Origin of the sequence: Olivibacter ginsenosidimutans, assembly GCF_039542865.1 — a bacterium.
Classification (GTDB): domain Bacteria; phylum Bacteroidota; class Bacteroidia; order Sphingobacteriales; family Sphingobacteriaceae; genus Olivibacter; species Olivibacter ginsenosidimutans.
The window spans coordinates 1-24948 of record NZ_BAABIQ010000007.1 but is presented as its reverse complement, the minus strand read 5'-3'; the positions used below and the strand labels follow the sequence as shown (position 1 = coordinate 24948).

At 40.3% G+C, this 24948-nt stretch carries 27 protein-coding genes, 1 tRNA gene and 1 riboswitch; of the genes, 11 read left to right on the top strand and 17 right to left on the bottom strand.

The genetic code is table 11. The features are described from left to right. The 16 genes from ABD930_RS06970 to ABD930_RS06895 all read right to left on the bottom strand — a co-directional run bounded on the left by ABD930_RS06970 (position 1) and on the right by ABD930_RS06895 (position 12500). Positions 1–684 carry an SGNH/GDSL hydrolase family protein gene (locus ABD930_RS06970; RefSeq protein WP_345231013.1) on the bottom strand — a complete coding sequence of 228 codons (684 nt, stop codon included), beginning with the start codon at positions 682–684 and terminating at the stop codon, positions 1–3. A gap of 48 nt (positions 685–732) precedes the next feature. Further along, the gene (locus ABD930_RS06965) at positions 733–1173 is read right to left on the bottom strand and encodes a universal stress protein (RefSeq protein ID WP_345231012.1); all 441 of its coding nucleotides are present in this window, start codon (positions 1171–1173) and stop codon (positions 733–735) included. Between the two features lie 34 nt (positions 1174–1207). After that, complete coding sequence (gene crcB, locus ABD930_RS06960) at positions 1208–1579, bottom strand: fluoride efflux transporter CrcB (protein ID WP_345231011.1); 372 nt, start codon at positions 1577–1579, stop codon at positions 1208–1210. A 16-nt stretch (positions 1580–1595) separates the two neighbouring features. Beyond that, positions 1596–1964: a DUF190 domain-containing protein gene (locus ABD930_RS06955; RefSeq protein ID WP_345231010.1), complete on the bottom strand. Its 369-nt coding sequence runs from the start codon at positions 1962–1964 to the stop codon at positions 1596–1598. A 71-nt stretch (positions 1965–2035) separates the two neighbouring features. After that, entirely contained in the window at positions 2036–2806 is a 771-nt protein-coding gene (locus tag ABD930_RS06950; protein ID WP_345231009.1) for a metallophosphoesterase family protein, read from the bottom strand. A gap of 71 nt (positions 2807–2877) precedes the next feature. Beyond that, entirely contained in the window at positions 2878–3318 is a 441-nt protein-coding gene (locus ABD930_RS06945; RefSeq protein WP_345231008.1) for a MutS-related protein, read from the bottom strand. After that, positions 3257–4717 carry a MutS-related protein gene (locus ABD930_RS06940; protein WP_345231007.1) on the bottom strand — a complete coding sequence of 487 codons (1461 nt, stop codon included), beginning with the start codon at positions 4715–4717 and terminating at the stop codon, positions 3257–3259. Before ABD930_RS06940 ends, ABD930_RS06945 begins: the two co-directional genes overlap by 62 nt. A 39-nt stretch (positions 4718–4756) precedes the next feature. Beyond that, complete coding sequence (locus tag ABD930_RS06935) at positions 4757–6145, bottom strand: voltage-gated chloride channel family protein (protein WP_345231006.1); 1389 nt, start codon at positions 6143–6145, stop codon at positions 4757–4759. Continuing rightward, complete coding sequence (locus tag ABD930_RS06930; protein WP_345231005.1) at positions 6138–6707, bottom strand: inorganic diphosphatase; 570 nt, start codon at positions 6705–6707, stop codon at positions 6138–6140. Before ABD930_RS06930 ends, ABD930_RS06935 begins: the two co-directional genes overlap by 8 nt. 3 nt (positions 6708–6710) lie before the next feature. Then, positions 6711–7994, bottom strand: a complete 1284-nt coding sequence (gene eno / locus ABD930_RS06925) for a phosphopyruvate hydratase (protein ID WP_345231004.1) — start codon at positions 7992–7994, stop codon at positions 6711–6713. Positions 7995–8230: 236 nt separating this feature from the next. Then, positions 8231–8295: riboswitch (Fluoride riboswitch) on the bottom strand. A gap of 92 nt (positions 8296–8387) precedes the next feature. Beyond that, positions 8388–9077 (bottom strand): sensor histidine kinase, encoded by a 690-nt coding sequence (locus ABD930_RS06920; RefSeq protein ID WP_345231003.1) that lies wholly within the window; start codon positions 9075–9077, stop codon positions 8388–8390. Positions 9078–9188: 111 nt separating this feature from the next. Beyond that, positions 9189–9461: a hypothetical protein gene (locus ABD930_RS06915; protein WP_345231002.1), complete on the bottom strand. Its 273-nt coding sequence runs from the start codon at positions 9459–9461 to the stop codon at positions 9189–9191. A 277-nt stretch (positions 9462–9738) separates the two neighbouring features. Further along, positions 9739–10203, bottom strand: a complete 465-nt coding sequence (locus ABD930_RS06910; protein ID WP_345231001.1) for a hypothetical protein — start codon at positions 10201–10203, stop codon at positions 9739–9741. Beyond that, on the bottom strand, positions 10203–11438 hold the full coding sequence (locus ABD930_RS06905) for an ABC transporter permease (RefSeq protein ID WP_345231000.1): 1236 nt from the start codon (positions 11436–11438) through the stop codon (positions 10203–10205). The genes ABD930_RS06910 and ABD930_RS06905 overlap by 1 nt, the downstream gene beginning before the upstream one ends. 3 nt (positions 11439–11441) lie before the next feature. Next, positions 11442–12080, bottom strand: a complete 639-nt coding sequence (locus ABD930_RS06900) for an ABC transporter ATP-binding protein (RefSeq protein WP_345230999.1) — start codon at positions 12078–12080, stop codon at positions 11442–11444. A gap of 6 nt (positions 12081–12086) precedes the next feature. Next, complete coding sequence (locus ABD930_RS06895) at positions 12087–12500, bottom strand: MerC domain-containing protein (RefSeq protein WP_345230998.1); 414 nt, start codon at positions 12498–12500, stop codon at positions 12087–12089. Between the two features lie 179 nt (positions 12501–12679). Here ABD930_RS06895 and ABD930_RS06890 point away from each other — a divergent pair, with 179 nt between their 5' ends. Continuing rightward, on the top strand, positions 12680–13879 hold the full coding sequence (locus ABD930_RS06890; RefSeq protein ID WP_345230997.1) for a GTP-binding protein: 1200 nt from the start codon (positions 12680–12682) through the stop codon (positions 13877–13879). Between the two features lie 18 nt (positions 13880–13897). On the opposite strand, the gene ABD930_RS06885 is transcribed toward ABD930_RS06890, so the two are convergent. Continuing rightward, positions 13898–14542 carry an outer membrane beta-barrel protein gene (locus ABD930_RS06885; protein WP_345230996.1) on the bottom strand — a complete coding sequence of 215 codons (645 nt, stop codon included), beginning with the start codon at positions 14540–14542 and terminating at the stop codon, positions 13898–13900. Positions 14543–14945: 403 nt separating this feature from the next. Here ABD930_RS06885 and ABD930_RS06880 point away from each other — a divergent pair, with 403 nt between their 5' ends. The 10 genes from ABD930_RS06880 (at position 14946) to ABD930_RS06835 (ending at position 24885) form a co-directional block, all read left to right on the top strand. Then, positions 14946–15392: a MarR family winged helix-turn-helix transcriptional regulator gene (locus ABD930_RS06880; protein ID WP_345230995.1), complete on the top strand. Its 447-nt coding sequence runs from the start codon at positions 14946–14948 to the stop codon at positions 15390–15392. A gap of 56 nt (positions 15393–15448) precedes the next feature. Continuing rightward, on the top strand, positions 15449–16762 hold the full coding sequence (locus ABD930_RS06875) for a TolC family protein (RefSeq protein WP_345230994.1): 1314 nt from the start codon (positions 15449–15451) through the stop codon (positions 16760–16762). Between the two features lie 45 nt (positions 16763–16807). Next, the gene (locus tag ABD930_RS06870) at positions 16808–17872 is read left to right on the top strand and encodes an HlyD family secretion protein (protein ID WP_345230993.1); all 1065 of its coding nucleotides are present in this window, start codon (positions 16808–16810) and stop codon (positions 17870–17872) included. Positions 17873–17874: 2 nt separating this feature from the next. Continuing rightward, on the top strand, positions 17875–19479 hold the full coding sequence (locus ABD930_RS06865; RefSeq protein WP_345230992.1) for an MFS transporter: 1605 nt from the start codon (positions 17875–17877) through the stop codon (positions 19477–19479). A 33-nt stretch (positions 19480–19512) separates the two neighbouring features. Beyond that, entirely contained in the window at positions 19513–20049 is a 537-nt protein-coding gene (locus ABD930_RS06860; protein ID WP_345230991.1) for a TetR/AcrR family transcriptional regulator, read from the top strand. 846 nt (positions 20050–20895) lie between these two features. Then, a tRNA-Pro gene (locus tag ABD930_RS06855) sits at positions 20896–20969 on the top strand. Positions 20970–21268: 299 nt separating this feature from the next. Continuing rightward, a complete protein-coding gene (locus ABD930_RS06850; protein ID WP_345230990.1) occupies positions 21269–22501 on the top strand; it encodes a site-specific integrase in 1233 nt (410 codons plus the stop codon). A 100-nt stretch (positions 22502–22601) separates the two neighbouring features. After that, positions 22602–23360, top strand: a complete 759-nt coding sequence (locus ABD930_RS06845; RefSeq protein WP_345230989.1) for a hypothetical protein — start codon at positions 22602–22604, stop codon at positions 23358–23360. Positions 23361–23576: 216 nt separating this feature from the next. After that, positions 23577–24329 carry a DUF1835 domain-containing protein gene (locus ABD930_RS06840; RefSeq protein ID WP_345230988.1) on the top strand — a complete coding sequence of 251 codons (753 nt, stop codon included), beginning with the start codon at positions 23577–23579 and terminating at the stop codon, positions 24327–24329. A 376-nt stretch (positions 24330–24705) separates the two neighbouring features. Continuing rightward, on the top strand, positions 24706–24885 hold the full coding sequence (locus ABD930_RS06835) for a death domain-containing protein (protein WP_345230987.1): 180 nt from the start codon (positions 24706–24708) through the stop codon (positions 24883–24885). The last annotated feature ends 63 nt before the right edge of the window (positions 24886–24948 follow it).

Here is a 24948-nt window from a genome sequence, read left to right as displayed (position 1 = left end):
TCAAGGTTTATTTTTGCTTTTTACAACCTTGTCAATCACCGGCTTAACCAATCCTTCCATCATATCATATCCTGCTGCCGTTGGATGAACACCGTCTTTTGCATATTTTTCTGATAGGCCGTTACGCGCATCTTTCAAGGCACTATGATAATCAACATAGGGTATTCTATGTTGTAACGCATAATCTTTAATTAGCTGATTTAACTTGATAATATCGTCAGCGGGCTTAAGTTCTTTCCGCCAACCAAATTCATAGGCAGGTAAGACAGAACATAGGATAACGTTGATATGGTTGGTCTGAGCCAGTTCAACCATGGAAATCAAATCGCCTAGAATATTATTCAGTGAGATATAACCTGTATTTTGCGCAATATCGTTCGTTCCAGCCAAGATAACGACCGCTTTTGGTTGAAGATCAATGACATCTCTTCTAAAGCGAACAAGCATTTGCATAGAAGTTTGTCCGCTGATACCCCTTCCAAGATAATGATTGTCGGAAAAAAAATGAGGATGCGTGTTTACCCACCCTTCAGTAATAGAGTTACCCATAAAAACCACTGATTCTTTAGGGGCTGTTTTATTTGCTTCTTCATAACGTGAGAAACCCGCCCAATCTTCTTTCTGTTGTGCAGGGACAAATAAACTGTTAACTAGTAAAACCGTAATTATAAGTAAGGATCTCATAAAAAATGAATTTGATTGCAATAATAGTCATTTAAAATAAGTTTGTGCTCATTTCATCCGTGGGGTTGTAATGAGCACCGGTATTTCTGCATGCTTAATCACATATTCCGCTATTGATCCGGTCAAGATTCGGCTTAGTCCGCTGCGACCATGTGTGCCCATTACAATCATATCTGCATCCCATTCCTTGGCTACATGAATAATTTCCGCTTCCGGTAAGCCTTCTGGTGTGAAACGATATACCTTATCTATCCCGTCATAAAGATCAATATATTGCCTAATGGCATTCTCCGCTTCCGCCAGCAATAGGTTATGCTGCTGATGCTCCGTTGTCCCAAGATCCGGATTAGCCTGTTCTTTCATTTTACTGATCACATAGAGAATGCCTACTTCGGCTTTCAGTTTATGGGCCATTTCAAAGCCAACCCGCGCGGCCTTCATTGAATAAGAACTATCGTCTACAGCGATGAGTATTCGTTTATAGTTCATGGTCTTTAGATTTATTTGATGTCGATGGAAAATGTTATTTAGTAAGTGTAGAACCCCAAAAAGTGGCTAATAACCCCAACATTATGCTCAAAAAAATATAAAGCGTAAAATAGAGATAATTACCTTGCCGAAGCAGGCTAACACTTTCATAAGAGAAACTAGAAAATGTCGTGTATCCACCACAAAAACCTGTAATTAATAAAAGGCGCCATTCGACATTCATCCAGCCCTGCCTTTCGGCAATACCGTACAATACCCCGATCAGAAAGCAACCGGAAATATTAACAAGAAATGTTCCAGCAGGAAAAGTTACCGTTAGATAGCGACTTACATAAAATTGAGCGAGGTAACGGCAAATACTTCCCAATCCGCCTCCAATCCAAATATATAACAGTGTCTTTATCATCGCACTTTAAACCGGTTTATTCCGTGTCCCAAAATTCAACTTCTTTGTAAATTACAACTTTTGATCGTAATAATTGGGTATGCTTTAAGAAAAAAGCTTCTAACCGTTCCCTTGAGTCAATCAATTCAATACAGAGCGTCAATTTTGAATTATCCCCTTCTGCACTAAATTGCTGAATAGCTCCCTGATTACTATAACCCGAGTGCGTCTGGTATACAGAGGCATTCATAATACCGTCTTTTTTGGCATCGGAAATGATATGGAGATAAGCTGATTTAGGGAAGAGTTTCCTAAATAACGAACGTTCACCATGCCTCACCTTATGGGTTGGTTCAATATATATCCTTAGTTTCCCCAATGCATGGGTTTTTAATTTATTTTCCATATTATATAAGACTCTTTTAAAATTAACCTTTATAACAGTGTCCTATGTAGGCATATGTTAACGGCTTACAGCTATCCTTTACGTAAATAATCATCATAAGCCCCCGGAAGTCCTAATGACCGAATCTTTTGGATAACACTTGTGGTGTCATAAGCAACATACTCAACATGTACCTGAACAGCCCTTGGATTGGAAAGATCAGTATCCCACTTGATATCCAATAGCATATAGCAGGCCTGTAGATCACCATGCTTGGGTTTACCCACTGATCCCACATTGATCGCATGCTTATAGATTTTACGGTTTTCTTCTTCGGCAAATATCGTTTTATGGTAAGGAACATGGGTATGCCCCATCAACAAGATATCGGCATTAACGGTGTCCATCATGGCCAACAGGTTGGCGTCCGTTTCCTCTGCCTGCACGTATTCTTCATTGGTAGTTACGCTCCCATGCACCATAGCCAGACGCAGGCTATGGAAATCAAACCGGAATTCCAACTGAACCATGAATGGTAAGTCTGCCAGAAATTTTCGGTTATCCGGAGTGATCGTGCTGTTCACCAATGCTATGGAGCGTAAGCCAAACTCACGTTGCCCGTCACTATTGTAGGAAAAGGCAAAGTTGTCTTTCCCATACCCGATGCCTTCATCATGGTTACCCTGAACGGTTGTTATCTTGCGGCTTCTGATGGTGTTGACCACTTCATTGTCCCATCCGGCAAAATTCACAAGATCACCCAGACAGTACACCTCATCCGGTTTTCGCTGGTCCATATGGTAAAGTACCGCAGTCAGGGCGGGAAGGTTGCCATGGATATCACTCATAAATGCTAGTCTCATGTGTTAAAGATTAATCGTAATTAATAGTTTGTATAAACCATTTCTTGTACTGTTTTCTGAATATGTTGCTATCAACTAGAATCTCCGAAGATCCGTTGATATAGATCGGCACCGTAGCTTGATGGTAGCGGAACCCCCTTCGTTATTTTATACGTTCGCTGAGCATTGTCTCCACGTTCTGCACGGAGGAAGAGACATTCACTTGATTTCCCCTCATTGAAATAACTGGAAAAAGCATACATGTGCGTTACGAAAAAAACCTTAATCTCTTTTTCCATTAAGGCTTCTACTACCTGATGGGCAATCTCTGCTCCTTCCCTTTCGTTGGTAGCAGCAAACGATTCATTAAATAAGATCAGCGCACCTTGCATTAAATGGTCAGTAATTTGGCTCATGCGACGCAGCTCTTCATCAAATTTTCCACTTTTTAAATACACATCTTCTTTTCTTCTAAAATGTGTAAATACCCCTCGACAAATATTTACTTCCAGATCTTGGGCGGCAACAAACATTCCGCATTGCGCCATCAACTGAGCAAGTCGGTCCGAAGTTTACAACCTCTTCGATAAAAGTTACCCAAACACCATAGGCGTCAAGTTCGACTATCTTTTCCATGATCTTCTTGCTCAAGAAAACTGCGTCCTGTAAAGCTGTGGATGAAAATATTTCATTCAGGATGATGATACTGGCAGCAGAGGCTTCGCTGATCATCCGGTGTATCCTGATAAGGTCATCTTCCAGTTTGCTCCGCTGGTCTTTCAAGTTTTCCTCTCGTTCAAAGTGGGTAAATAACCTATCAAAAACAAAAAGTCTCGCCTTTCTCCCTGGCACCGGACAGCCCAGACAAGCCAGATAATGTAATTGACCAAACGTACGGGCAAAAGTTGTCTTTCCTCCCTGATTTGGACCTGTGACAACGAAAATTCGCTCATTGGATTTAAGAAGAAAATCGTTACACACAATGGGTCTTTGTTCTTTTACAAAGTTAGCTGCAAGAGCAATGTCGAAACTATTGTATACATATATATCCCGTTCCAGATCGGTTACATCAGGGATACAGCACCGTAGACCATGTGCCTTCAGCATTTCCTTGTATTCATGATAAGCCATATAGAACTGGATTTCACGGTCGAATACCACCACACCTTGTTCTAGAAAATCTGTATTTTTCTGACAAAAATTTTTCAGACGCCCGAATATTTCCGGATAAAGGGAGGCTACACCATCGAGTATATGGGCTTCAACATGATTTGTATCCACTGTTTTCGGAAAATGGTAGTGGTAATCCCCCACGTTATCTCCACTAAATCTTCTTACCACCTCTTTAATCCCTGCGGTATAATCTTCCTTCTCTTCATCAGGTAGCACTTGTACCGTAAGCCCCTTTATTCGCAAAATGTACCGGATTGCTACAAGCTCTTTCTGAAGCTGCGAGGCTTCTTCGTATAGGTAAATAAATTTCTCCGAATGGCAATAGGCAATTAGGCTGTCTCTGAAAGATACTAAACCGGTTGATTCAAGCTTATGTTTTAAAAGTTGCTCTGACAACAGATGTATCGTTTCGCCGTAAATCAATACAGCATCTAGGACCATCCATTCCTTTTGATAGTCATAATAGTATTTACCATCCATTGGGATGGCCTGCCGTACAGCCTCCATTCCAATGGCAAACTGCCGAATATAGGCAATTAGCTGACGATCTTCAAGCTCAGCAAAGATCTCCTGACGATATAGGATCGTCCCCCTATCAATGAGTGGCTGGTAAAAATACGGGATCAAGGCATACTGCTCCTTGCCCTCGACTATCGTCTGGACAACCTGATCCAAATGAAGATCAACAAAAAAGGCAGGCTGCAGACCAGGGAGAGTGACCAACCCTTTATTCTTAAACAGTATGCTATTCCATTCCATGCGATTCCGGAGTTTACTTCTTTGCCCCTTCCATGATTATCAACTTTTCTTTTTACGTGCAATACGATATCTTGCCAGCCTGCGGCTCAGGTAATGCTCTCTTCTTCTATTGGCATCGGCCAGTGAGCCATCTTTTGAAAAGTAAGCATCAAATATCTTGGGTACCTCGATGCGCTGCGCTGTATAAATCCCCGAGTGACCACTGAAGAAATAAGCGGTAAAGCAAGCCACGGCATAGAACAAGGTATATTCCCCGCCAAACAGTTCAATACCCATTAGCGTACAGGCCAATGGGGTATTGGTAGCTCCAGAAAATACTGCAATAAAGCCGAGCGCTGCAAAAAGACTGACAGGAGCACTCATTAAACCTGACAGCGTATTGCCGAGCGTGGCACCAATATAGAAGAGCGGTGTCACTTCTCCACCTTTAAACCCTGTTCCCAAGGTAATAGTAGTATAAATGGTTTTCCATAGCCAGCTCCACGCGTCGGCCCCACCTTCCCGAAAGGCTGAAGGTATGGTTATAGCGCCGGGGTACTCCGGATCTACTCCAAGGCTCAGGTAATCAGGCCTGCCGTTTATTTTACTGAGCAGGATAATGACTAACCCTCCAATAACCGGAATTAGCCACTTAATGGAAATCACCTTTAGCATAAAAGCCTTGATCCGGTGGGCCATCTCAGCGAATAGATAACTGGCGAGCCCGAAAGCAATCGAGGCGATGATTACCTTCAATAACAATAGCAAATCGATACTGAGGTATTCCGAAAGCCAATAACCAGAAGTGCTTTGCACGTAATCGATATGGTAATGAGTATGATGCACCTGCCAAGCAGATACGGTCAGATCACCCACGATACCTGCGATCAGACAGGGCAGTAACGCATCGTACCTTACGCGACCAATGGTCAGCACTTCCAGTGCAAAAACAGCACCAGTAAGCGGCGTACCGAACACAGCCCCAAAACCGGCAGCAACACCTGAAGTCAGTACAATGGCCATGTCGCGTCCGTTCAGACGGAACCATTTTCCGAACATTTGGGCGATGCTCCCACCAATTTGTACCGCAGTACCTTCACGTCCTGCTGACCCACCAAAAAGGTGAGTAATAACGGTAGCGAATAATACGATAGGAGCCATTCGCTTAGGTACCCCACCGCCAGGTTGATGAATCTCGTCCATGATGAGGTTATTACCTTTTTCTGATGACTTTCCAATCGATTTGTAAAGTATATGGATAACAATACCAGCGAGCGGCAAAAAAAGCAGCAGCCAGGGATGGTTAAACCGAAAATGGATGGCCAAATTTAACGACCATAAAAAAAATGCCACCATACTACCGATCACGATGGCGATAGGTATTACAATGAACGACCATTTTAAAAGCTGCCTAAATATCGATACGTGTTCAATCCTGAATCTATCCATTTACTTGTTTTTTTACTGTTGCTTTGATTTCCTGTTTATATAGTGCGATACTTTCCATAATACAAGCAAAAGCTGCTGATCTTCCCTTAAAGCCCAGTACTTGCACCGACTTCCCTTCCAATTTTTTATAGTCTTCAAAAAAGTTTCGGAATTCGTGCGTGGTATGCGGAGGTAGATCTTCAATATTCTTTACATACGCAAGAGAAGCGTCATTCGCTGCCACCGCAATAATCTTGTTATCATCCATGTCGCTATCAATCATTTCCATCATACCGATTATCCGTGCCTTTACTAACGACATCGGAACCAGTGCTTCCGAACAAATAACCAGTATATCCAGCGGATCGCCGTCGCTGTAATAGGTTTGTGGGATCAGTCCATAATTTGCGGGGTAATGAACCGGCGAAAAGAGCACTCTATCTAAGCGGATCAGTCCGGAGGGCTTATCCAATTCATATTTTGTCCGGCTGCCCGAAGGTATCTCAATTACGGCAATCACTTCATTGGGTATAGCATCGCCTACGGTAACGTCATGCCATGGATGTGCTGTTCCAACCATCATAATTTAAGATTTGCTGTTTTTAAACGTCGATTTACCAACAAAGGATGCCTTACTACCCAGCTGTTGTTCAATGCGTAGCAGACGATTAAACTTGGCAATACGTTCTGAGCGGCAGCCGCTTCCTGTCTTAATATGTCCGGCACCAGTTGCTACGACTAGGTCCGCTATGGTGGTATCCTCTGTTTCGCCACTACGGTGGGAAATAAAGCAAGCATAGCCATTATCTTGAGCCAGTTTTACCGCATCCAATGTTTCCGTTACGGTGCCAATCTGATTCAATTTAATTAAGACACTATTACCGATCCCTTGATTAATACCATCCCAAATAATGGCAGGATTAGTACAGAAAATATCATCGCCTACCAATTCGATACGACTACCCAGCCGCTGTGTCAGCTTCTTCCACCCTTGCCAATCATTTTCGCCCAAACCATCTTCCAGCAGGACGATAGGATACTGCGTAATCCATTGCTCCCAAAGGTCTATCATTTCATCAGAGGTTAAATAACGGCCATCACTTTTAAAGAACTGATACCTGCCATCTTCCCATAATTCACTAGTTGCCGGATCGATACAAATGGAAACATCATGCCCAGAGCGATATCCTGCTTTTTCTATCGCGGCAAGAATGAGCTCAATAGCCTCCTCATTACTACGTAAATCAGGGGCAAATCCCCCTTCGTCCCCTACTCCGGTAGAAAGTCCTCTTTGATGAAGTTCTGCCTTTAGTGTATGAAAGATTTCTTCACCTATGCGAATACTTTCTGCAAAGGATGGTGCATGATGAGGAGCGATCATAAACTCCTGAAAATCAACCGTATTATCTGCATGCCTACCGCCATTGATTACATTCATGCAAGGAACGGGAAGTATATAATTTTCTCTTGACCAGAGTTGCCGGTAAAGTTCAACTCCGTTTACCTGTGCCGAAGCGCGAGCAAATGCGATAGACAGCGCCAATATGGCATTTGCGCCAAGTCTTGATTTATTAGGTGTACCATCCAGCTCAATAAGAAATTCATCAAATACCCGTTGATCTTGAAATTCACGATTAGTAACTGCTTTAGCAACTTCATTGTTTACTTGTTCAACGGCAGTAAGCACTCCTTTACCGTGATATCGTTTTTGAGTGCTATCCCGCAATTCTACCGCTTCTTTCTCGCCCGTACTAGCCCCTGAAGGAGAAATTCCGCTGCTAGTATATCCTTCAACAGTAACCTCGGCTTCTACCGTAGGATTACCACGCGAATCCAGCACTTCCCGTGCAAAAATTTTTGTTAGCTTCATTGAAATAAAAATTAGTATGTGAAAAATTGTTCTTCTTTGCGTTACAGCAAATACTTAGGTAAAGGCAAAAGGCGGATATTGAGCGCACCTTATGGTTTGATCTATGAACCATCCGGAAAAAATTATCCGAAATTAAATACAACCAAAAATCGATATTACGCTTAAAAAAAATGCTAGAATAATTACTGACTACGTTCATCTACAAATTATAATAAAGACCATATAAGGTCATTAACCAATCTGTAGACGCCATCAGCTTTTTAGGGCGGTTTAATAGGAAGGCATCATTTCCTGCACTCAAATATAGGTTAAGTTTTTAATTATTCAAAAACGAAAGAGAAAATAAATAGGTTGTCGAACAATAAATTCTGTAGTTCTTTTCGATTGGATTCCTTATTCCGGCATTTCTCCTTTTGGTAATATTATGGTAACCGTAGTACCCTCATCCAACTTACTTTTTATATCAATGGTACCCTTATTTAAGCGAATAAATTCGTTACTCAAGAGTAATCCTAAGCCGAAACCACGCTCTCCAGTAGTATCAAGTGCAGCTTGGTTGGAAGAAGTAAATAGGCTTTTCAGCAATTCTGTATCCATTCCTACGCCATGATCTTCGATATGTATGGCAACCATATCGCCAGCATTGGTTGTCTTTATTGACACGCTACCTTCCTGAAAACTGAATTTTAACGCATTGCTAAAAATATTCCGGAGTATAACAGACACTTGATCACGGTCTGCATATAGTGCCTCCGTTTCAGGCACCTGTATTTCTACAGTAATATGTTTTTGCAATATAATCAAATCAAAAAAATGGAGCACTTCTGACAATACAGACAAAAGCAGGAAATGTCGTGGTCTAGTTTGTATACCTTGCATACTACGACTACTCCAACGAAGCATATTATCCAATGTTGCGCTTAACTGTGATACTTTCTCATGCAATATGCCGAAATCCCTCCTAACTTCCATATCGTTAAGGTGTCCATCCTGATACATATCTAATACATGTTCTAGCGTAGCTAATGGGCTACGTATGTCATGCGCAATAATTGAAAACAGTTTCTCTTTGTCTTTATTCATAGCAAACAGTGCTTGCTGCTGTTTTTCAATTTTCCGCTGATATTCCGTTTGGATACGCTTAAAATAGAAAACGATAACAACGATAAACAATAGAGCCAGTGCTATGTTGCTCTATACTTGTCCGCTTGTTACAGCGCCTTCCCATTTAGTTGATTGAGGGAAAAGCGAAACAAGCATAAAAGCTGTAATGATCAACCCACTTAAAATCATGGCAATCCAATCATAGTCGTAAATGAGGATTGTAGTAATCAGTATGATTAATAAATAATACTCCGCACCATTATGAAAGTAAAGACCGGATAAGGTATTAAAAGTTTGGTGCGCCGTGATTCTATAAAGGGCATCGTTGGATATATTCCCAAATTGATAATCTTGTACCAACAATGCATGGCGTGTTTAAATAATCCCTGTATAATACCCTTCATGTATTGCAAAGATAATCTGATGTCGGTAAAAAACACACAAATCCATACGAAAGGATAAAAATACGGATAACAAGATTATCAGTTACCCTATATCGCTGTCATCAGGGTTGCGAAATGATGATCTTGAGCAAGCTATGCATTAACAATTACTGTAACCGGTTGTCCTTTAAAAAAGCACTTTTACACGAAAAGGCACTAAAACCGAAAACGAGCGAAATAATAGCGCTAAAAAAAGATTAGTTGATTACCTCAGCATCCAATAGCTGTACTTCTGCTCCCTTTTCCATATCCGTGTTTAAATGGATACGCCCTTTCACTTTAAATGGATGATTGGAAAATCTTGCCTTACCAGTTTTCATGGTTACCTGAACCATAGGAGGAATACCGTTTTGTCCACAGAACATGCATTGCATCACCGGTAGTACAGAAATTAGAAACATATGATGCTCTCTTCCCAATTCAAATGGAATCATGTAACCAGGTAAGGTTACTACAGTACCATCTAATTCTTGGAGTGGTTTAGGAAAAAAGGGGGTATAGCTTGTTGTACCATCATCGTTGGTTGTAACTTTATACATCAACTCATCTATTCTTTCCCAAGTTTCGTTCATCATCGATTTATGGTCCGGAACCTGTTGGCCATGTGCCAATGGGTAGCCAAACAAAAGGGTAACGACTAAAATTAATGCATTTCGTTTCATTATTCTTCAGCTAATATTTTTGAAATTTGGGTAAAATAGGCTTTTATAGCGGGAAGAAGTGCTGCAATAAAACCCAATAGAACGGCGGCCACTACAATCCAGATTTCCTGTTTCACAAACTGCCACGCAGTGATGAATTCGGTATTATCTACTTGCGAAATAACATACATAATAAAATGGGCTAATACGATTCCCGCAAGTGCTCCGAAAACTGTAATGTAGATACCTTCTATAACCATTATCCCAAACAACGTCAAGCGTGCTGCCCCCATGGTACGCATGATAGCTAGTTCATATTTCCGACTTTTAAATGCGTTGTAAAGGCTAATAAACACACTTATAGCGGCAATCAGCATAAGTGTAACGGCTAAAAATTTTAATGCGTCTAAACCTATTCCCAGAATAGAAAATAACCGTGCACTTTCCAATGCTGGGGATGCGGCCTGCATTCCGGTTGTTTGGTTCACCATCCGGGGAAACATGGCTACTGCTGTTGGATTTTTATACTGTATCAACATACTGGTAATCTCTTTTCCGTGATTGCCAAGTGCGATCAAATCATGTATGTCGTGATCATCATCGTGACTTAGGGCTGATTCATCTTCATGATGATGATGGTGTTCTTCATGCATATGCCATACACTGGAAAGATCAGTAAGGACTAACTTATCGGCAACGCTATTATTTTTTTCCAAGATACCCACTACCGTATACGGATGATCAGCATGTAAATCTGTACTGCTGGTAAGCCCGTGAGCTCCAACGAGCTTATCACCCACCCTTATATGCTTTTCTTTTGCCACCTCTGCCCCTACAACAGCTTCAAAATCAGTTGACCACCATTTGCCCTGTGCTACCGTGGTACCATAAAGTTTAAAAAAAGAACTATCCGTACCAATAATCCGATATCCTTGATAATTATCACCCATGGATAATGGGACAGCTATTTTTACGAGTGGACTTTTTGTAAGCGCCAGTGCTTCCTCAAGCGGGATATTGCCTGTTGGATAGTCGACATGATAAATACTGTTTAATATCAGTTGTAGAGGACTTCCTTTAGCTCCAATAACCAAATCGATATGTTTACTATTTAAGGTTAACTGTTCGTTTAACTGAAATGACAATAGTAATATCAGACAGAAAATAGTTGTTCCCAAAGCTGAAAGGAGCGCTCCCAAAAAAGAGGATGAAAATTGGTGGACAATATTTTTATAGGCAACTTGAAAGATGGTCATACGCTATAACTGATAAGTATTAACAATTTGGTCTTTAACCCTTTTGTCATGTGTCGCGATGATCAAAGAAGCACCAAAATTTTGTGATTGATCCAATAAGAGATCCAGCACCAACGCTGCATGGTGGTCATCCAGAGAAGATGTGGGTTCGTCAGCAATTAAAAACATCGGTCGATTTACTAATGCACGTGCAATAGCCGCTCTTTGTGCTTGTCCTTGGCTTAACTGATGGGGATAATTGGTTGCTTTATCGGCTATCTTTAACCGTTGCAGTACCAGCAACAGTTCTTCCCGATCTTCCTTTAATCCCGCTAACCACCTTGCCAATTGCAAATTTTCCAGGATTGTTAAACTTCTGATCAAATGCGTCTGCTGAAAAATAAGCCCGATATTTTGTCCTCGAAAATGATCTAATTGTTTTGCGGAAAGTCCATAAATATCAACTCCATTTAATATTACCTTTCCGCTTGAAGGTCTAAGTAAACCACACATCATATGAATAAGTGTCGTTTTTCCACTTCCAGAATTTCCTAGAATCAAGCAATGTTCTCCCTTTCGAAGGGTAAATCTGGGAAATGAAAGCTTAACATCATCCGTATAGTTAAATTTAACATCATCAAGCGCAATTACCAAAGCTTCCATTTTTGCTTATTTTTTTTCTAACCCGTCTTTAACGCATGCAGCACAATGAAAGGGCCTGTTTAATTTCCAGTTCAGGAAATGCGCTCCCGCAATGGTTAAGCCTCCTATGGGAACAAGTATAGGTTCTAGCTCATGAAAACCTAAAAAATGTGCCCCAAAAATCAATATAAATCCAACTAGAAGCATAATTATAGGCCACAACTTTCGGTGATATTTCAAATAAGAAGGTATAAGTGAGCTTATCCCGATTAAAATCGACAAAACGATGATGCTGATTTCTACCCATGGACTGGCAAGAAACTCCAATCCTACAAGGGGCAATAGCGTTATTACAAATGGCATTAACGCACAATGTACTGCACACAATGCTGATGCTGTAAATCCCACCATATCCATTTTCCCCAATAAACTAACTTTCATGATCTAAAAATTTTATTAAATAAATGCAATCGAGTTGCAAATGTAAATAAGTATTTATTAATTTGCAACTCGATTGCATTATCAATATCACCAGCTTTTGGAACTGGTATTACTAAAACACCGCATCATGGTAGGTATGGCTTGAAATACATGCCCCCATAAAACAAAAAAAGAACTATATGGCAGCTAAAAAACTTCCTGTAACCGTATTGAGCGGATTTTTAGGAGCGGGCAAAACAACCCTTCTCAATCATGTATTACATAACAAGGAAAATTTGAAAGTCGCGGTAATTGTTAATGATATGAGTGAAATTAACATTGATGCGCAAATGGTAAGTCGGGAAAATGTACTTTCAAGAACAGAGGAGAAATTAGTTGAAATGAGCAATGGTTGCATTTGCTGTACGCTCAGGGAAGACTTAGTGACAGAAGTAGAAAAGCTGGCAAAAGAAAATCGCTTCGATTACTTGCTCATCGAAAGTACTGGAATTTCGGAACCCATTCCGGTAGCGCAAACCTGGAGTTATGTTGATGAACAGCAAGGTATCGATCTCAGCTCCTTTAGTTATATCGATACCATGGTAACGGTTGTTGATTGTTTTAATTTCTTTAAGGATTTTGGAACACATGAAACGCTCCAAGATCGTGCGCTTACTGATGATGCATATGATCACAGAACCATCGTCAATCTGCTTACAGACCAATTGGAATTCGCTAATGTGATTATTTTGAACAAAACCGATCTGGTTGCAGAAACAACTATAGGTACGCTTGAAGCGGCCATTAGAAAGCTCAATCCAGGGGCACACATTCTACGCTCAAGCTTTGGAAAAGTAAATCCATCAGCCATCCTCCATACCGGTTTGTTTAATTTTGAAACAGCATCTGCTAGTCCTGGATGGAAACAAGAACTGGAAAATGAGCATATTCCGGAGACAGAAGAATATGGAATCTCCTCTTTTGTCTTTACATCGCAAAAACCTTTTCATCCAGCGCGATGGTTTCACTACCTGAACAAAGATTATCCAAGCACCTTGATTCGTGCAAAGGGTCTTTTTTGGATAGCGTCAAGGCCCAATGTAGCCATAAACTTCAGTCAAGCAGGTGGTAGTTTAAGAATTGAAAGCGCTGGCTCATGGTGGTGCAGCATGCCCTATAACGAACGTATCCAATATCCTTCCTATCATGAATTCCGAAAAGAGATCGAAAACAGATGGAGCAAGGAATGGGGAGATCGCCAAAATGAACTGGTTTTTATCGGGCAATACTTAGAAAAAGATAAGTGCCTTCAGGAATTAGAAGCATGTTTGTTAACGGATGAAGAATCTAAAAATTGGAAAGATAAACTTTGGGAAGACGCTTTTCCAAAGAACATCTAATTGAGTAAATAGTTAAACTTAATTGATCAAAAAATTAAGAATATTAACACCAAATACAAATGAAAGTGTCCTATTTCTGCCAGATGGCAGGTGAATGGCTGAAGCGTCTTCATAACTTAATGTAGAAAAATCGTGATCAAATCGTAAACCGAAATTTAGCGACACAAAATCCACGATATATAACCGATATCCGCCGTATGCCGTCATTCCTGCCAGCAATCGGCGGTCATAAGACGCTTTGGAGATATCTGACGTATTATTGCTCACCTCGGCACGGTTCAATAGACTCAATTGCGGGCCTATACGCCAAATTAAACTAGCTTGACCTGTCGGTTTAGCTGTATAGCTTAACATAAAAGGAATTTTAAAAAACCTATTTGCCAATCTAAATTTCTGTTCAGCATATTGAAAATCCGTTTTTTGATTAGCCACGATAAAATTTGTGGAAATTCCGAGATGACCTGGGAAATCATATTGTATTTGCAGACCATAATTATCACCCCATTTATTATTCGTTTTGATCAAATCTGCGTTCTTGGCAGAAAACCAAGTAAACTGTGGGCTCCGTTCCAATCCTATACTTAGCCTTCCAATCTGGCTAAAGCTTTTGGTATTAATTCCTACCGTAAAAAAAATCAGGTAAATAAATGACCTTAACATCATTTGCTGCTTTTTAATAACCGCCTATTCTGCGCTAATAAAGAATTTTTCGTACGAGTCCTTTTCAACTATTTTTCTCAGAATACTTAACTCAGTTTTACTAACGCATGTAAGTTGCATTAAACTTACCATCTTGAAGAAAACGTGTTTTTTTAAAAGAAAGTATATCTCTGTTAAAATATATGCTTATCCAAATTAAAACATGGATTCAAAAAAAGGCATAACCGCTATCCGGTCCTCATTATTTTGCTGTACGCTTATCCTAAATAAGATTAAAATATAGCAATTATGCAAGTGGTTTCTTCTCGGATATGCAGAACAAACAACAAGTATCAGAAAGGCAGTTATAAAACAGCTATACTATGGTTTGATATTAAACTATTTTTTTCGTATCTTTGCACTCGAAATGAAACAGCGATCGCAGATAAAAGAAGCCAAGGAGTTGGTTAATAACGTGCAAAGCTTAAGGGCCGGTATGCGGAATTATATTCGCAGAAAGCTTAAAGAGTCCAATTTGGATTTAACCTATGAGATGCTTCAGGTCCTAGCTGTATTATGGTCTAGAGGGGATCTCAACCAGCAAGAAATTGCAGACACCATTTCAAAAAATAAGGCTAGTTTAACGTCCTTATTGGACAATTTGGCCAAACGCAAACTCATTGTCCGCTCGGAAGATCCTTCAGACAGGAGAAATAAAATCATCTCTCTCACCAAGATGGGACGTAATCACGAAAAGGAATTAGATGCACTCATGAACGGCTTGTATGAAACTTTACAAACAGGACTTTCTAAAGCTGATATCACCAACGCTTCTTCCGTGCTAAAACATATGGGAGAAAACTTATGGAAATAAATTCGGTTTTTTTTAATTTATTAGTTAAATATCAAACAGTAAGTATTTTTACTTTTATGCCTTATAAAATTATTCTATTTTTATTTTGCTTCTATCTCCCTTATCTGAGCATAGCCCAAGATACGATAAAACAGGTTTATAGTTTAGAACAGATTTTTGATCTCACCTTAAAAAATAATCAATCGTTAAAGATCAGCAGCAATGCATTGGGAATTGCAAAGCAACAGGTAGAGGTAACCAAACTTCAGCGCTTACCAAATGCCAGTGCTTCGTTGACGGGAGGATACCTTGGAGATGCACTCTTAATCGAAAAAGACTTTTCTAAAGCCACCAAGGTACCGATGCCGCACTTTGCCAATACATTTGCTTTACAGGCCAGTCAATTGATTTTTAAGGGTAATACCGTCAATAACGCCATTGCCAATGCTTCACTTCAGGAGCAGATTGCAGCCTTAGATCTCGAAGAGAGCAAACTAGGTATCAAGCTCTTGGTTGCTGGCAACTATTTTGACCTTTATAAGCTGTACAATCAAAGAGAAGTTTACGAGCAAAATATTGCATTGGCAGAACTACGCCTTCGTCAAATCGAGAAGTTTTATGAAAAGGGTATGGTAACCCGTAATGATGTTATCCGCAGCGAGCTACAGATATCCGATCTGAAACTTGCCGTGATCAGTATCAATAACAATATTAATGTGATCAATAAGCAGCTGACAATAGCAACAGGTTTGCCGGAAAACACATTTATCTTACCTGACACCACCGTATTGACCCAACGGCCAACGGTTTCTTCGTTGGCTCAATATCAGGAAATTGCCCGCAAGAACTACCCAGCCATCCAATCAGCCGATTTACAAGTGGAAATTGCCGACAAAAATTTAGCCATAACTAAAGCGGATCGTTTGCCTACGTTATCGGCTTATGCAGGAAACAATTTACAGCGTCCGATTACGTCAAGCAGCCCTGCTGTTGATAAATATAGCAATGGATGGCAAGTTGGACTAACCTTGTCTTACAATATTGCTTCCTTATATGATGCACCCAGAAATATTAAGTTGGACAAATTGCGCAAAAACCAAGCGAAAGAGCAAGCAATTTTGGCCAGACAGGATAAAGAGATAAAGGTAAATGCTACTTATACAGCGCACCAAGAAGCTTTGGTACGTGTACACACCTTGGCGCAAAATATGCGTTTAGCGAATGAGAATTACCGGATTATAGAAAAAAAATACTTGAACCAACTGGCTTTACTTATTGATATGCTCGACGCATCAAACGCGAAGCTGGATGCAGAACTGCAACATACGAACGCAGCGATTAATGTTTTATATACCCATTATCAGTTACTAACTGAATTAGGAACAATTTAATAGGAGTACAATACCAATTTCAAAAACACAAACAGTTAGCATACGATGTCAAACGAGAAGTCAAAAAAACGAAAAGCAGGTAAAAACAATCTCCGGATTACGATGATTAATGTGTTGGTTTTTTTAGTGGTTGCCTTGGCCCTGCTGTGGATATTGAAGAGTTACCTGCATATAGGGGATACGAATTATACCAATGATGCGCAGGTAGAAGCATTCATTAACCCAATCAATAGCAGGGTTTCCGCATATATCAAAGAAATTCGCTATATCGAACATCAAAAAGTTAAAAAAGGGGACACATTGGTTATTTTGGATGATCGGGAAATTCGAACCCAATTGGGTCAAGTCGAAGCAGCGCATATGAATGCCTTGGCCAGTAAGAACGTAACTGCTTCATCGGTAAATACACTCACGAATAACATCGCCATTGCAGAGGCCAATATTGCCGGGGCAAAAGCCCGTTTGTGGAATGCCGAACAGAACTATAAGCGTTATAAAAGCTTATTAGTAGATGAGGCCGTTACCCAACAGCAATATGAACAAGTGAAAACGGAATATGATGCTCAAAAAGCACAGTATGAATCCCTCATCCGTCAGCGCGGCACCTCAAACTTATCGGTTAAGGAAGCTATTAATAAAATTGAGCTTAGCGATGCAGAAATCAAACGTACGGCTTCTGCGCTTGAAATGGCGCGCCTGAATTTGTCCTATACCGTTATTACGGCCCCTTATGATGGCGTGATGGGAAGAAGGATAATCAATGTGGGGCAGCTCCTTCAAGCCGGACAGCAAGTAGCTACCATTGTAACTAACGATACCAAATGGATCGTTGCCAATTATCGTGAAAGACAGATGCCTCATATCGGTATTGGAAAAAGGGTGAAGATCAATGTAGATGCACTTGATGGAGCGGAATATGAGGGGGTGGTAACCGCTATTTCTGAAGCTACCGGAGCGAAATATTCTGCCGTACCCGTTGATAATTCTACCGGAAACTTTGTAAAGGTTCAGCAACGTATACCGGTTCGTATCGAGTTTACCGCAGCGAACAGTGAAGAGCGTCTTGAACATTTACGTGCTGGAATGAATGTGGAAATCAGATTAAAATAAAGATGTATAAAGAAGGGCTTTTTCATTCTTGGATACCTAAGCCAGTACAAATCACATTGATGTTTGTGCTGGCTTTACCCCTACTAACGGTGTCGGGTATTTATACAGCGAATATCAGCGACATGTACTCTGGTCTGGGAACACTGGCGGAAACGTTAACTTTCGCCAATTATGCCTCAACAGTCGGGATGATGGTGGGTATTGGAGTCGTATTAAAAATAAAACCGTATTTTAAGTCCAAGGTAATTCTATTAATTACGTTTATTGGTCTAGGATTGCTAAGCTTGATTATAGGCTATACCGAGATTCCTGAGGTCATCATGCTTTGCAGTCTGTTATTGGGTTTTATCAAAATATTCGGAATGATCGAGTTGGTTTCTCCCATTATGTTTATCATTTCTCCCAAAGGTGATAGAGGTGCGTTTTATGCGGTATTTTATCCCCTCATTCTCAGTGCCGGTCAATTCGTAGGTTATCTAACGGCCACGACATCGTATAAACTTAATTGGCACGTTGTTTATTTAATTGCGGCTATGATCCTATTTGCTTGCGCTTTGGTATGTACTGTTTTTATGCACAATAAGTGGAAAGCCAGATGGACACCTATCCAAAAGATTGATTGGATAGGTGTGGGATTATTTACGGTAGCTAGCCTACTCTTAAATTATCTATTGGTTTATACTAAACAGCAGGGATGGTTTTATGCTTCTATGAATCTGAAAGCAGCGCTTGCAGGTTTTGTGGTGGTGGTAGCGCTATTTATACGTCGACAGTTAACCGTTGATATTCCTTTTATACCCCTATCGGTTTTTGGTAAGCGCAATGTCGTAACAGCCATTATTCTATTTTCTTTAATGGGTATGTACTTGGCAACATCTACCTTACAGTCTGCTTTTACCAGTATCTTAAAATATGACACACCTACAAATGCTTTATTGAACCTAGCTATGGTGCCTGGCATTATATTAGGTGGGTGCGTGGCTTCAAGATGGTTTAAGTATGAATGGTCTACGAGGTCTATATTGTTGATTGCCTACGGATGTTTCTTGCTCTATACGGTCAGCCTGTATTTTTTAGTATCACCAGTTATAGAAATAGCCTATCTGTTATTACCTATATTCTTAAAGGGTTTGGGTGTGGCTTTAGTTTATATAGGAGGAGGTTTCTACTTTGCCAATTCGCTTCAACCGATGCAATTAATGGGTGCATATCCAATCGTTATAGGTATACGATCCTTTATCGGAACCGCTTTTTTCAGCGCTTTGTTTTCTTGGGGATTATATCAATTACAATGGGATGGTATCACAGCATTGGCTACCGAAATGGATGCGATGGATCCATGGGTACAAGCGAGCGGTGGGGCACAACTCTATCCAAGTGTGCAGACACAAGCAACACTTACTGCAATTAAACGGCTTTTTGGTTATATTGCACTAGCAAGCACATTGGTGCTGATATATATTGCGCTACATCCTTTTTACCGTTTGCAGCATCGCAAATTAATTTTAGCCCGCAAGCGTTTTAAAGGTGAACCGATAGCAGGTTATCGTACCGATAGCTTTGATGATAAAGATATAGCGGCTACGGCAGTTTCCGTTTCAACATAAAATATAATTACAATGGATCCAAAACACCAAATTATGAAAGCAGCAATTCACTTAATTGCCCAAAAAGGTTTCGCTGCTACAAGCATCCGTGAAATAGCGATGATGGCAAGTGTCAATCTTTCTATGATCAATTACTATTTCAGTAGTAAGAATCGCTTGCTGGATAGTATTTTACAAGAAGGGATTCAGAAAATTATGGAAAAGATACAAAGCATATTAACAGGGAGGCAGGCCGAACTGGAAAAAATGTTTGCTATGATCGATATCCATATCACCTATGCCTTCCATCAACATGAAATGGCCAAAATATTCTTTCAAGAAGAATTGGTAAAAAACAGTCCCGCAGTACAGGAACTACGGCAAATCAATTATAAAAGCTTCGAAGAAATTATACATACTGGTCAACTTAACGGGGCTTTCTCGGATAATATCAATCCAGCACTTTTTTATTCAACAATTGTTGGAACCATTCAACAGTTTATGGTAAAACAGTTGTCTCCAGATATGACAGCCGACAAGTATACGTACGCTAAGCGCTTGTCAAAACAAGCAGAAGAACTTAATGATTAATTAAAAGTATTGTGCAGTAAAATGTTGTTAAAGTAATGATTTGCAAGGTTGTAGAGATTAAACAATTCATGACAACGCTGGGGCATTATATAAGCTGCTGAAAATACGTTTAGAACAACGAAAGAAAGCCGTTAGCCATCGCTCTCTCACTATAGTATTCCTTCATCGATTAAGTCTAAAACAGTATACTTTCTATTTTCCAACTTATGGTTGATACAGGTTTCAATGATGCTACGAACCCCATTCACATAAGAATCATGTCCCAATACTTTTGTTTTTATCGTTACTTCATCATCCTTGTCTTTAATAACAATTTTGTTATAAGCATGTCTTCCCAAAAATTCGTGAGAAATCCCAATTTTATTGCGTTGAATTTTGGGGTTTCGTATTGATACTATTTTATCCTGTTGAACTTTTAACGAGTTGGCAAAGTTATAAGCTGTTCTTGGTTCAGTAGTAAAAACACAAACAATTCATCGTTCACGATTAATGAAGTATACACCTTGGGAATCATCCGAAAAATTTCAACACATAGAAGAAGTCGATACGGTCTCAGAAATATCTAAAAGATTCAAAAGTTTACCCAAAAAACCGACTGCATTTTTGAAATCCGTTTATAGAAACTAGGCGCTTAGCTTCTCTTCTATAATCCCCTACTACAGAATCCGCTCTAGCTTGATCTTTTTTCACAATATTCTTCAATAAAATCATCATTGTAAACAATGATTAGAAGCCATTCTGTTCGTCCCTTACCAATCAACATGCAACATAGATTAAAAAATAAAAAAATAGGGAAGAATAAAAAAAATCGTATATTTGCATCCTCATTAGAGGAGATACCGAGATCGGGGTGTAGCGTAGCCCGGTATCGCGCCACATTTGGGATGTGGAGGTCGTAGGTTCGAATCCTGCCACCCCGACAACACTTACACTAAGTGAAGTCAAAAACCCGCAAATTGATGAAATTTGCGGGTTTTTTGTTTTTTTCCATACCAATAAACCCCAAAGAATATCAATCAACATGTGAGTTATTGGGTGAGTGATTTTGATAACTTAAATTTACTCACCTATTAGCATTTAATTATCTGTATATCAATTTATTGAGTACATTAATTTTAATGCTGTTTGCCCTTGTTTGATACCCTTTTGAATGCACATAGGTGAGCAGTGTGTAAGGAATCGTGCGAAAGTGTATCAGTTAAACAAAAAATAGATTGGTATGAAAAGCAGGAACACATTCGGAATCCACTTCGTCTTGCGGATTCCCAAGCAACAGAAAAACGGCATGGCAACAGTGTATGCAAGGATTGCCGTAAACGGTCGCAGGTCTGAAATCTCCCTAAAGAAGAAAGTAGCGCCAAAGGAATGGGATGATGCAAAGGGCAGGGCGAAAGGCAAGCGTGAGGAAATCCAAAAGCTGAACAGCCACATCGAACGGGTGCGGACACTCATTGCGGACGGTTACCACGAATTGGTGCAACAGCGTAGGACTATCACGGTTGATGCGGTCAAATCCCTTTTTCTCGGCACGGCAGAGGACACCATGACCCTACGCAAACTTGTGGAGTACCACAACAGGGAAACGGCACACAAGCTGGCACAGGGTACGATGAAGAACTACCACACCACCCAAAGATATGTCGAGAAATTCCTGAAAGAGAAATACCGCAGGAACGATATAGCCCTTGCGGAACTCAATTACAGGTTCATCTTGGATTTCGAGGGCTATCTGCAAAAGTACCAGCCCAAAGACCACCACAAGCCATTGAACAACAACGGGGTGATGAAGCACATGGAGCGGTTGCGCAAGATGGTGAATATGGCCATCACGATGGACTGGCTTACCAAAGACCCGTTTGCCAAATACAAACTCCACTTCGACAAAACGGAAAGGGGCTATCTTACAAAGGAGGAACTTGATGTACTGGCAAACAAAATCTTTGCCATTGAACGGCTGCAATCGGTACTCGATATGTTCCTTTTCAGTTGCTTTACAGGACTTGCTTATATAGACATGGCGAACCTCACAAGGGGCAACATCGTAAAAGGCATAGACGGTGGGGATTGGTTGGTCACCAACAGGCAGAAAACGGAAACGGTGGTCAAAGTACCGCTTTTGCCACAGGCATCCGCATTGATAAAGAAATACCACGACCATCCGAAAGCATCCAACAGCGACACGCTGTTCCCCGTTATCTCCAACCAACGGATGAACGGCTATCTAAAGGAAATAGCGGACATCTGCGGAATCGGTAAAACGCTTACGTTCCACATCGCAAGGCATACCTTTGCCACTACGGTCACATTAAGTAACGGCGTACCCATCGAATCAGTGAGCAAGATGCTCGGACACACGAGCATCCGAACCACACAGATTTACGCCAAAGTGGTGGAACACAAGTTGAGCGAGGATATGCGTAACTTAAAGGAGCGCATGGCAGCCGTCCGGTAAGCCAATGTAAAAATTCCCCTGAATTAAGTAAATTTGTAAGAGACAGCACAATAAGTGACTGTCTCTTTTTTTATTTCAAGTGTTCAAAAAGTGATGTGCCATGAGGGATACCTATTTCAAGACGCGCCGACCTTTCAGTAGAAGAAAACACCGATACGACATCGGTAGCCCGATAGGGTTTTGGAACTATTACGATGACAATCATTTTCTTACCCGACTGTACGTAATAGGTAACGAAGAACAGGAACAATATTATCATTATCACATGGAGCATGCCGTAAGCACAGGGAAATGCACCGAAGCGGAGTTTTATGAACTCGTAAGGGAAATCGTGGCAGACCATATCGAATTTATCCGCAAACAATCCCCCTTTTCCCGTAAACATGCACGGAACCGTGTCAACCTAAAATGCCTGCGGACATTCCGAGACTATCTCATATCCATCAATGCCTACGGCTACCGTGACCCCGTGGATATCACCATCACGAGGTATGATTCGGAGATTGCTTTATTGAAGAAAGAGCTTGCAGAAAAGGATTTAGAGCTTGATAAGCTGAAAAAATACGAAACCGAATACAAGGTGAGGATAACCAAAGGGTATCTGAATGCATTTATAGATGTGATACACCAATTCCCCGAAATCAGAATCCCACATAAGGACGGTACACGTCTTTTGAGTGCTTCCACGGAAAGCGTATGGGTAAAGATGGTATGCAAATACTTCCAGCACGGTGATGAGGAAATCAATATGGAAACAATAAGAAGTCGGTTCACTCCGAACAAAGAAAATCCAAGTTCAAAATACCGTCCAATACAGGAAAAGGATAGGATTTTCAGGATTCTACCCGTAGAAGATTAATGCTTCATTATACGGGCATTGTGCATTTCTGTATAAACATCAGAAATAAACAGAAAAGATTATACAAAACACGCAATAGTTTTTGCAAGCAAAAATCCGGTGTAATAAACTGACTATAAACAAAGTCAATCAAAAAATAGTTTTACGTTGCAAATTTTGGAGATCGGATAATTTCGCATATATTTGAGTTAACGATAATGCAAAAACATCACAATCATGGTTTATAATATTTTAAACGGAGATTCTCTTGCTTACAGTTTTCCTGACACAAAAATTGCAGGAGATATAATCGTTGTTAGAGAAGGACTTATTGATGGAAACTTATCAGGCGACAATTTGCATGACTTTTGGCATTCAAGGGCTACATACATGGGAATACCAGAAGCGGAATATCACAACAATGTTGTAAAAGAATTTGAAAAAATAATGGATGCTCCTGACGATTCCGAATTCAACCTTTGGTTTGAGTATGACTTGTTCTGTCAGGTTAATATGTGGTTCGTTATTTCAATTATCAATAGTTTGTCAATAAAGAAAAAAGTTTATGCTGTTTATACTTCCCATTTAGACAAAACAAGTAAACAGTTTTGGAATGGTTTTGGACCAGCAAATTCAAGTGAGCTTACGATTTGTTTTGCTGACAGAACTCCTTTAAATAATACTGACTTACAATTAGGGCAGGACTTATGGACGGCTTATAAAAGGGACAATTTTGAGGAATTAATTCGTCTTGCAAAAAATCAATCTTCTGCTTTCCCGTATTTGCAAGAAGTAGTTAAAGCTCATGTTGACCGTTTTCCAAAAGATGGGACAAAAGGAAGACCTGAAAAAGTTATTGAGGACATTATACAAAATGGTTCTACCGACTTTGGTAAGGTATTCAGAGAGTTTTGGAATAAAGAAAGCATTTATGGTTTTGGTGACACTCAACTAAAACACCTGTATGACAAAGTAATGCACTACCGCTAACAGCGGTTTGGCGTAATGGCGGGTGAAGTGCTTAGTATCAACGGTAGTGCTATAATGCCGCCACTACGCCAAGCCCCAAACCGTTAGCATCCCTATCACCATACGATTACACAGCCCGTATCCTATTTCGGAAATACATTAATAGGAGAACCTATTCTTTGGCAAATAATGCTCATTAGCCGCAAACCTAACAATATTCCTCTCGTCACAGAACCATTAAAGTCCGTACATATTCGCCCAAAACTGACCAAACGCCCACAATGGTCATCCTTTGAACGGCTTTAGCCCCTTCCTTTGTACCAGAAGCGGTCGGAAATATACCGTTTGTTTCCGTCCGCAGGGTAACAGATTTTTAAACGAAAACAAAGGAGGAAAGATGAACGTAGAGCTTATCACGAGGGATGACCTCGAAAAATTCAAAAAGGAACTGTTCGAGGAAATCAGAAAGCACAGCCCCCACCCAAGAAAACAGGGGCAGGAAACACGTGCTTGGCTCAAAAGTTTCGAGGTGCGCTGGAATTACAACAAAAAAGTGGAGACATTTTTCAGTATTTAGGTTAGGTTGATTTTTTCTAACATTATAATCCTAAGCAGCCTCAACCAACAGCAATTTTTCATA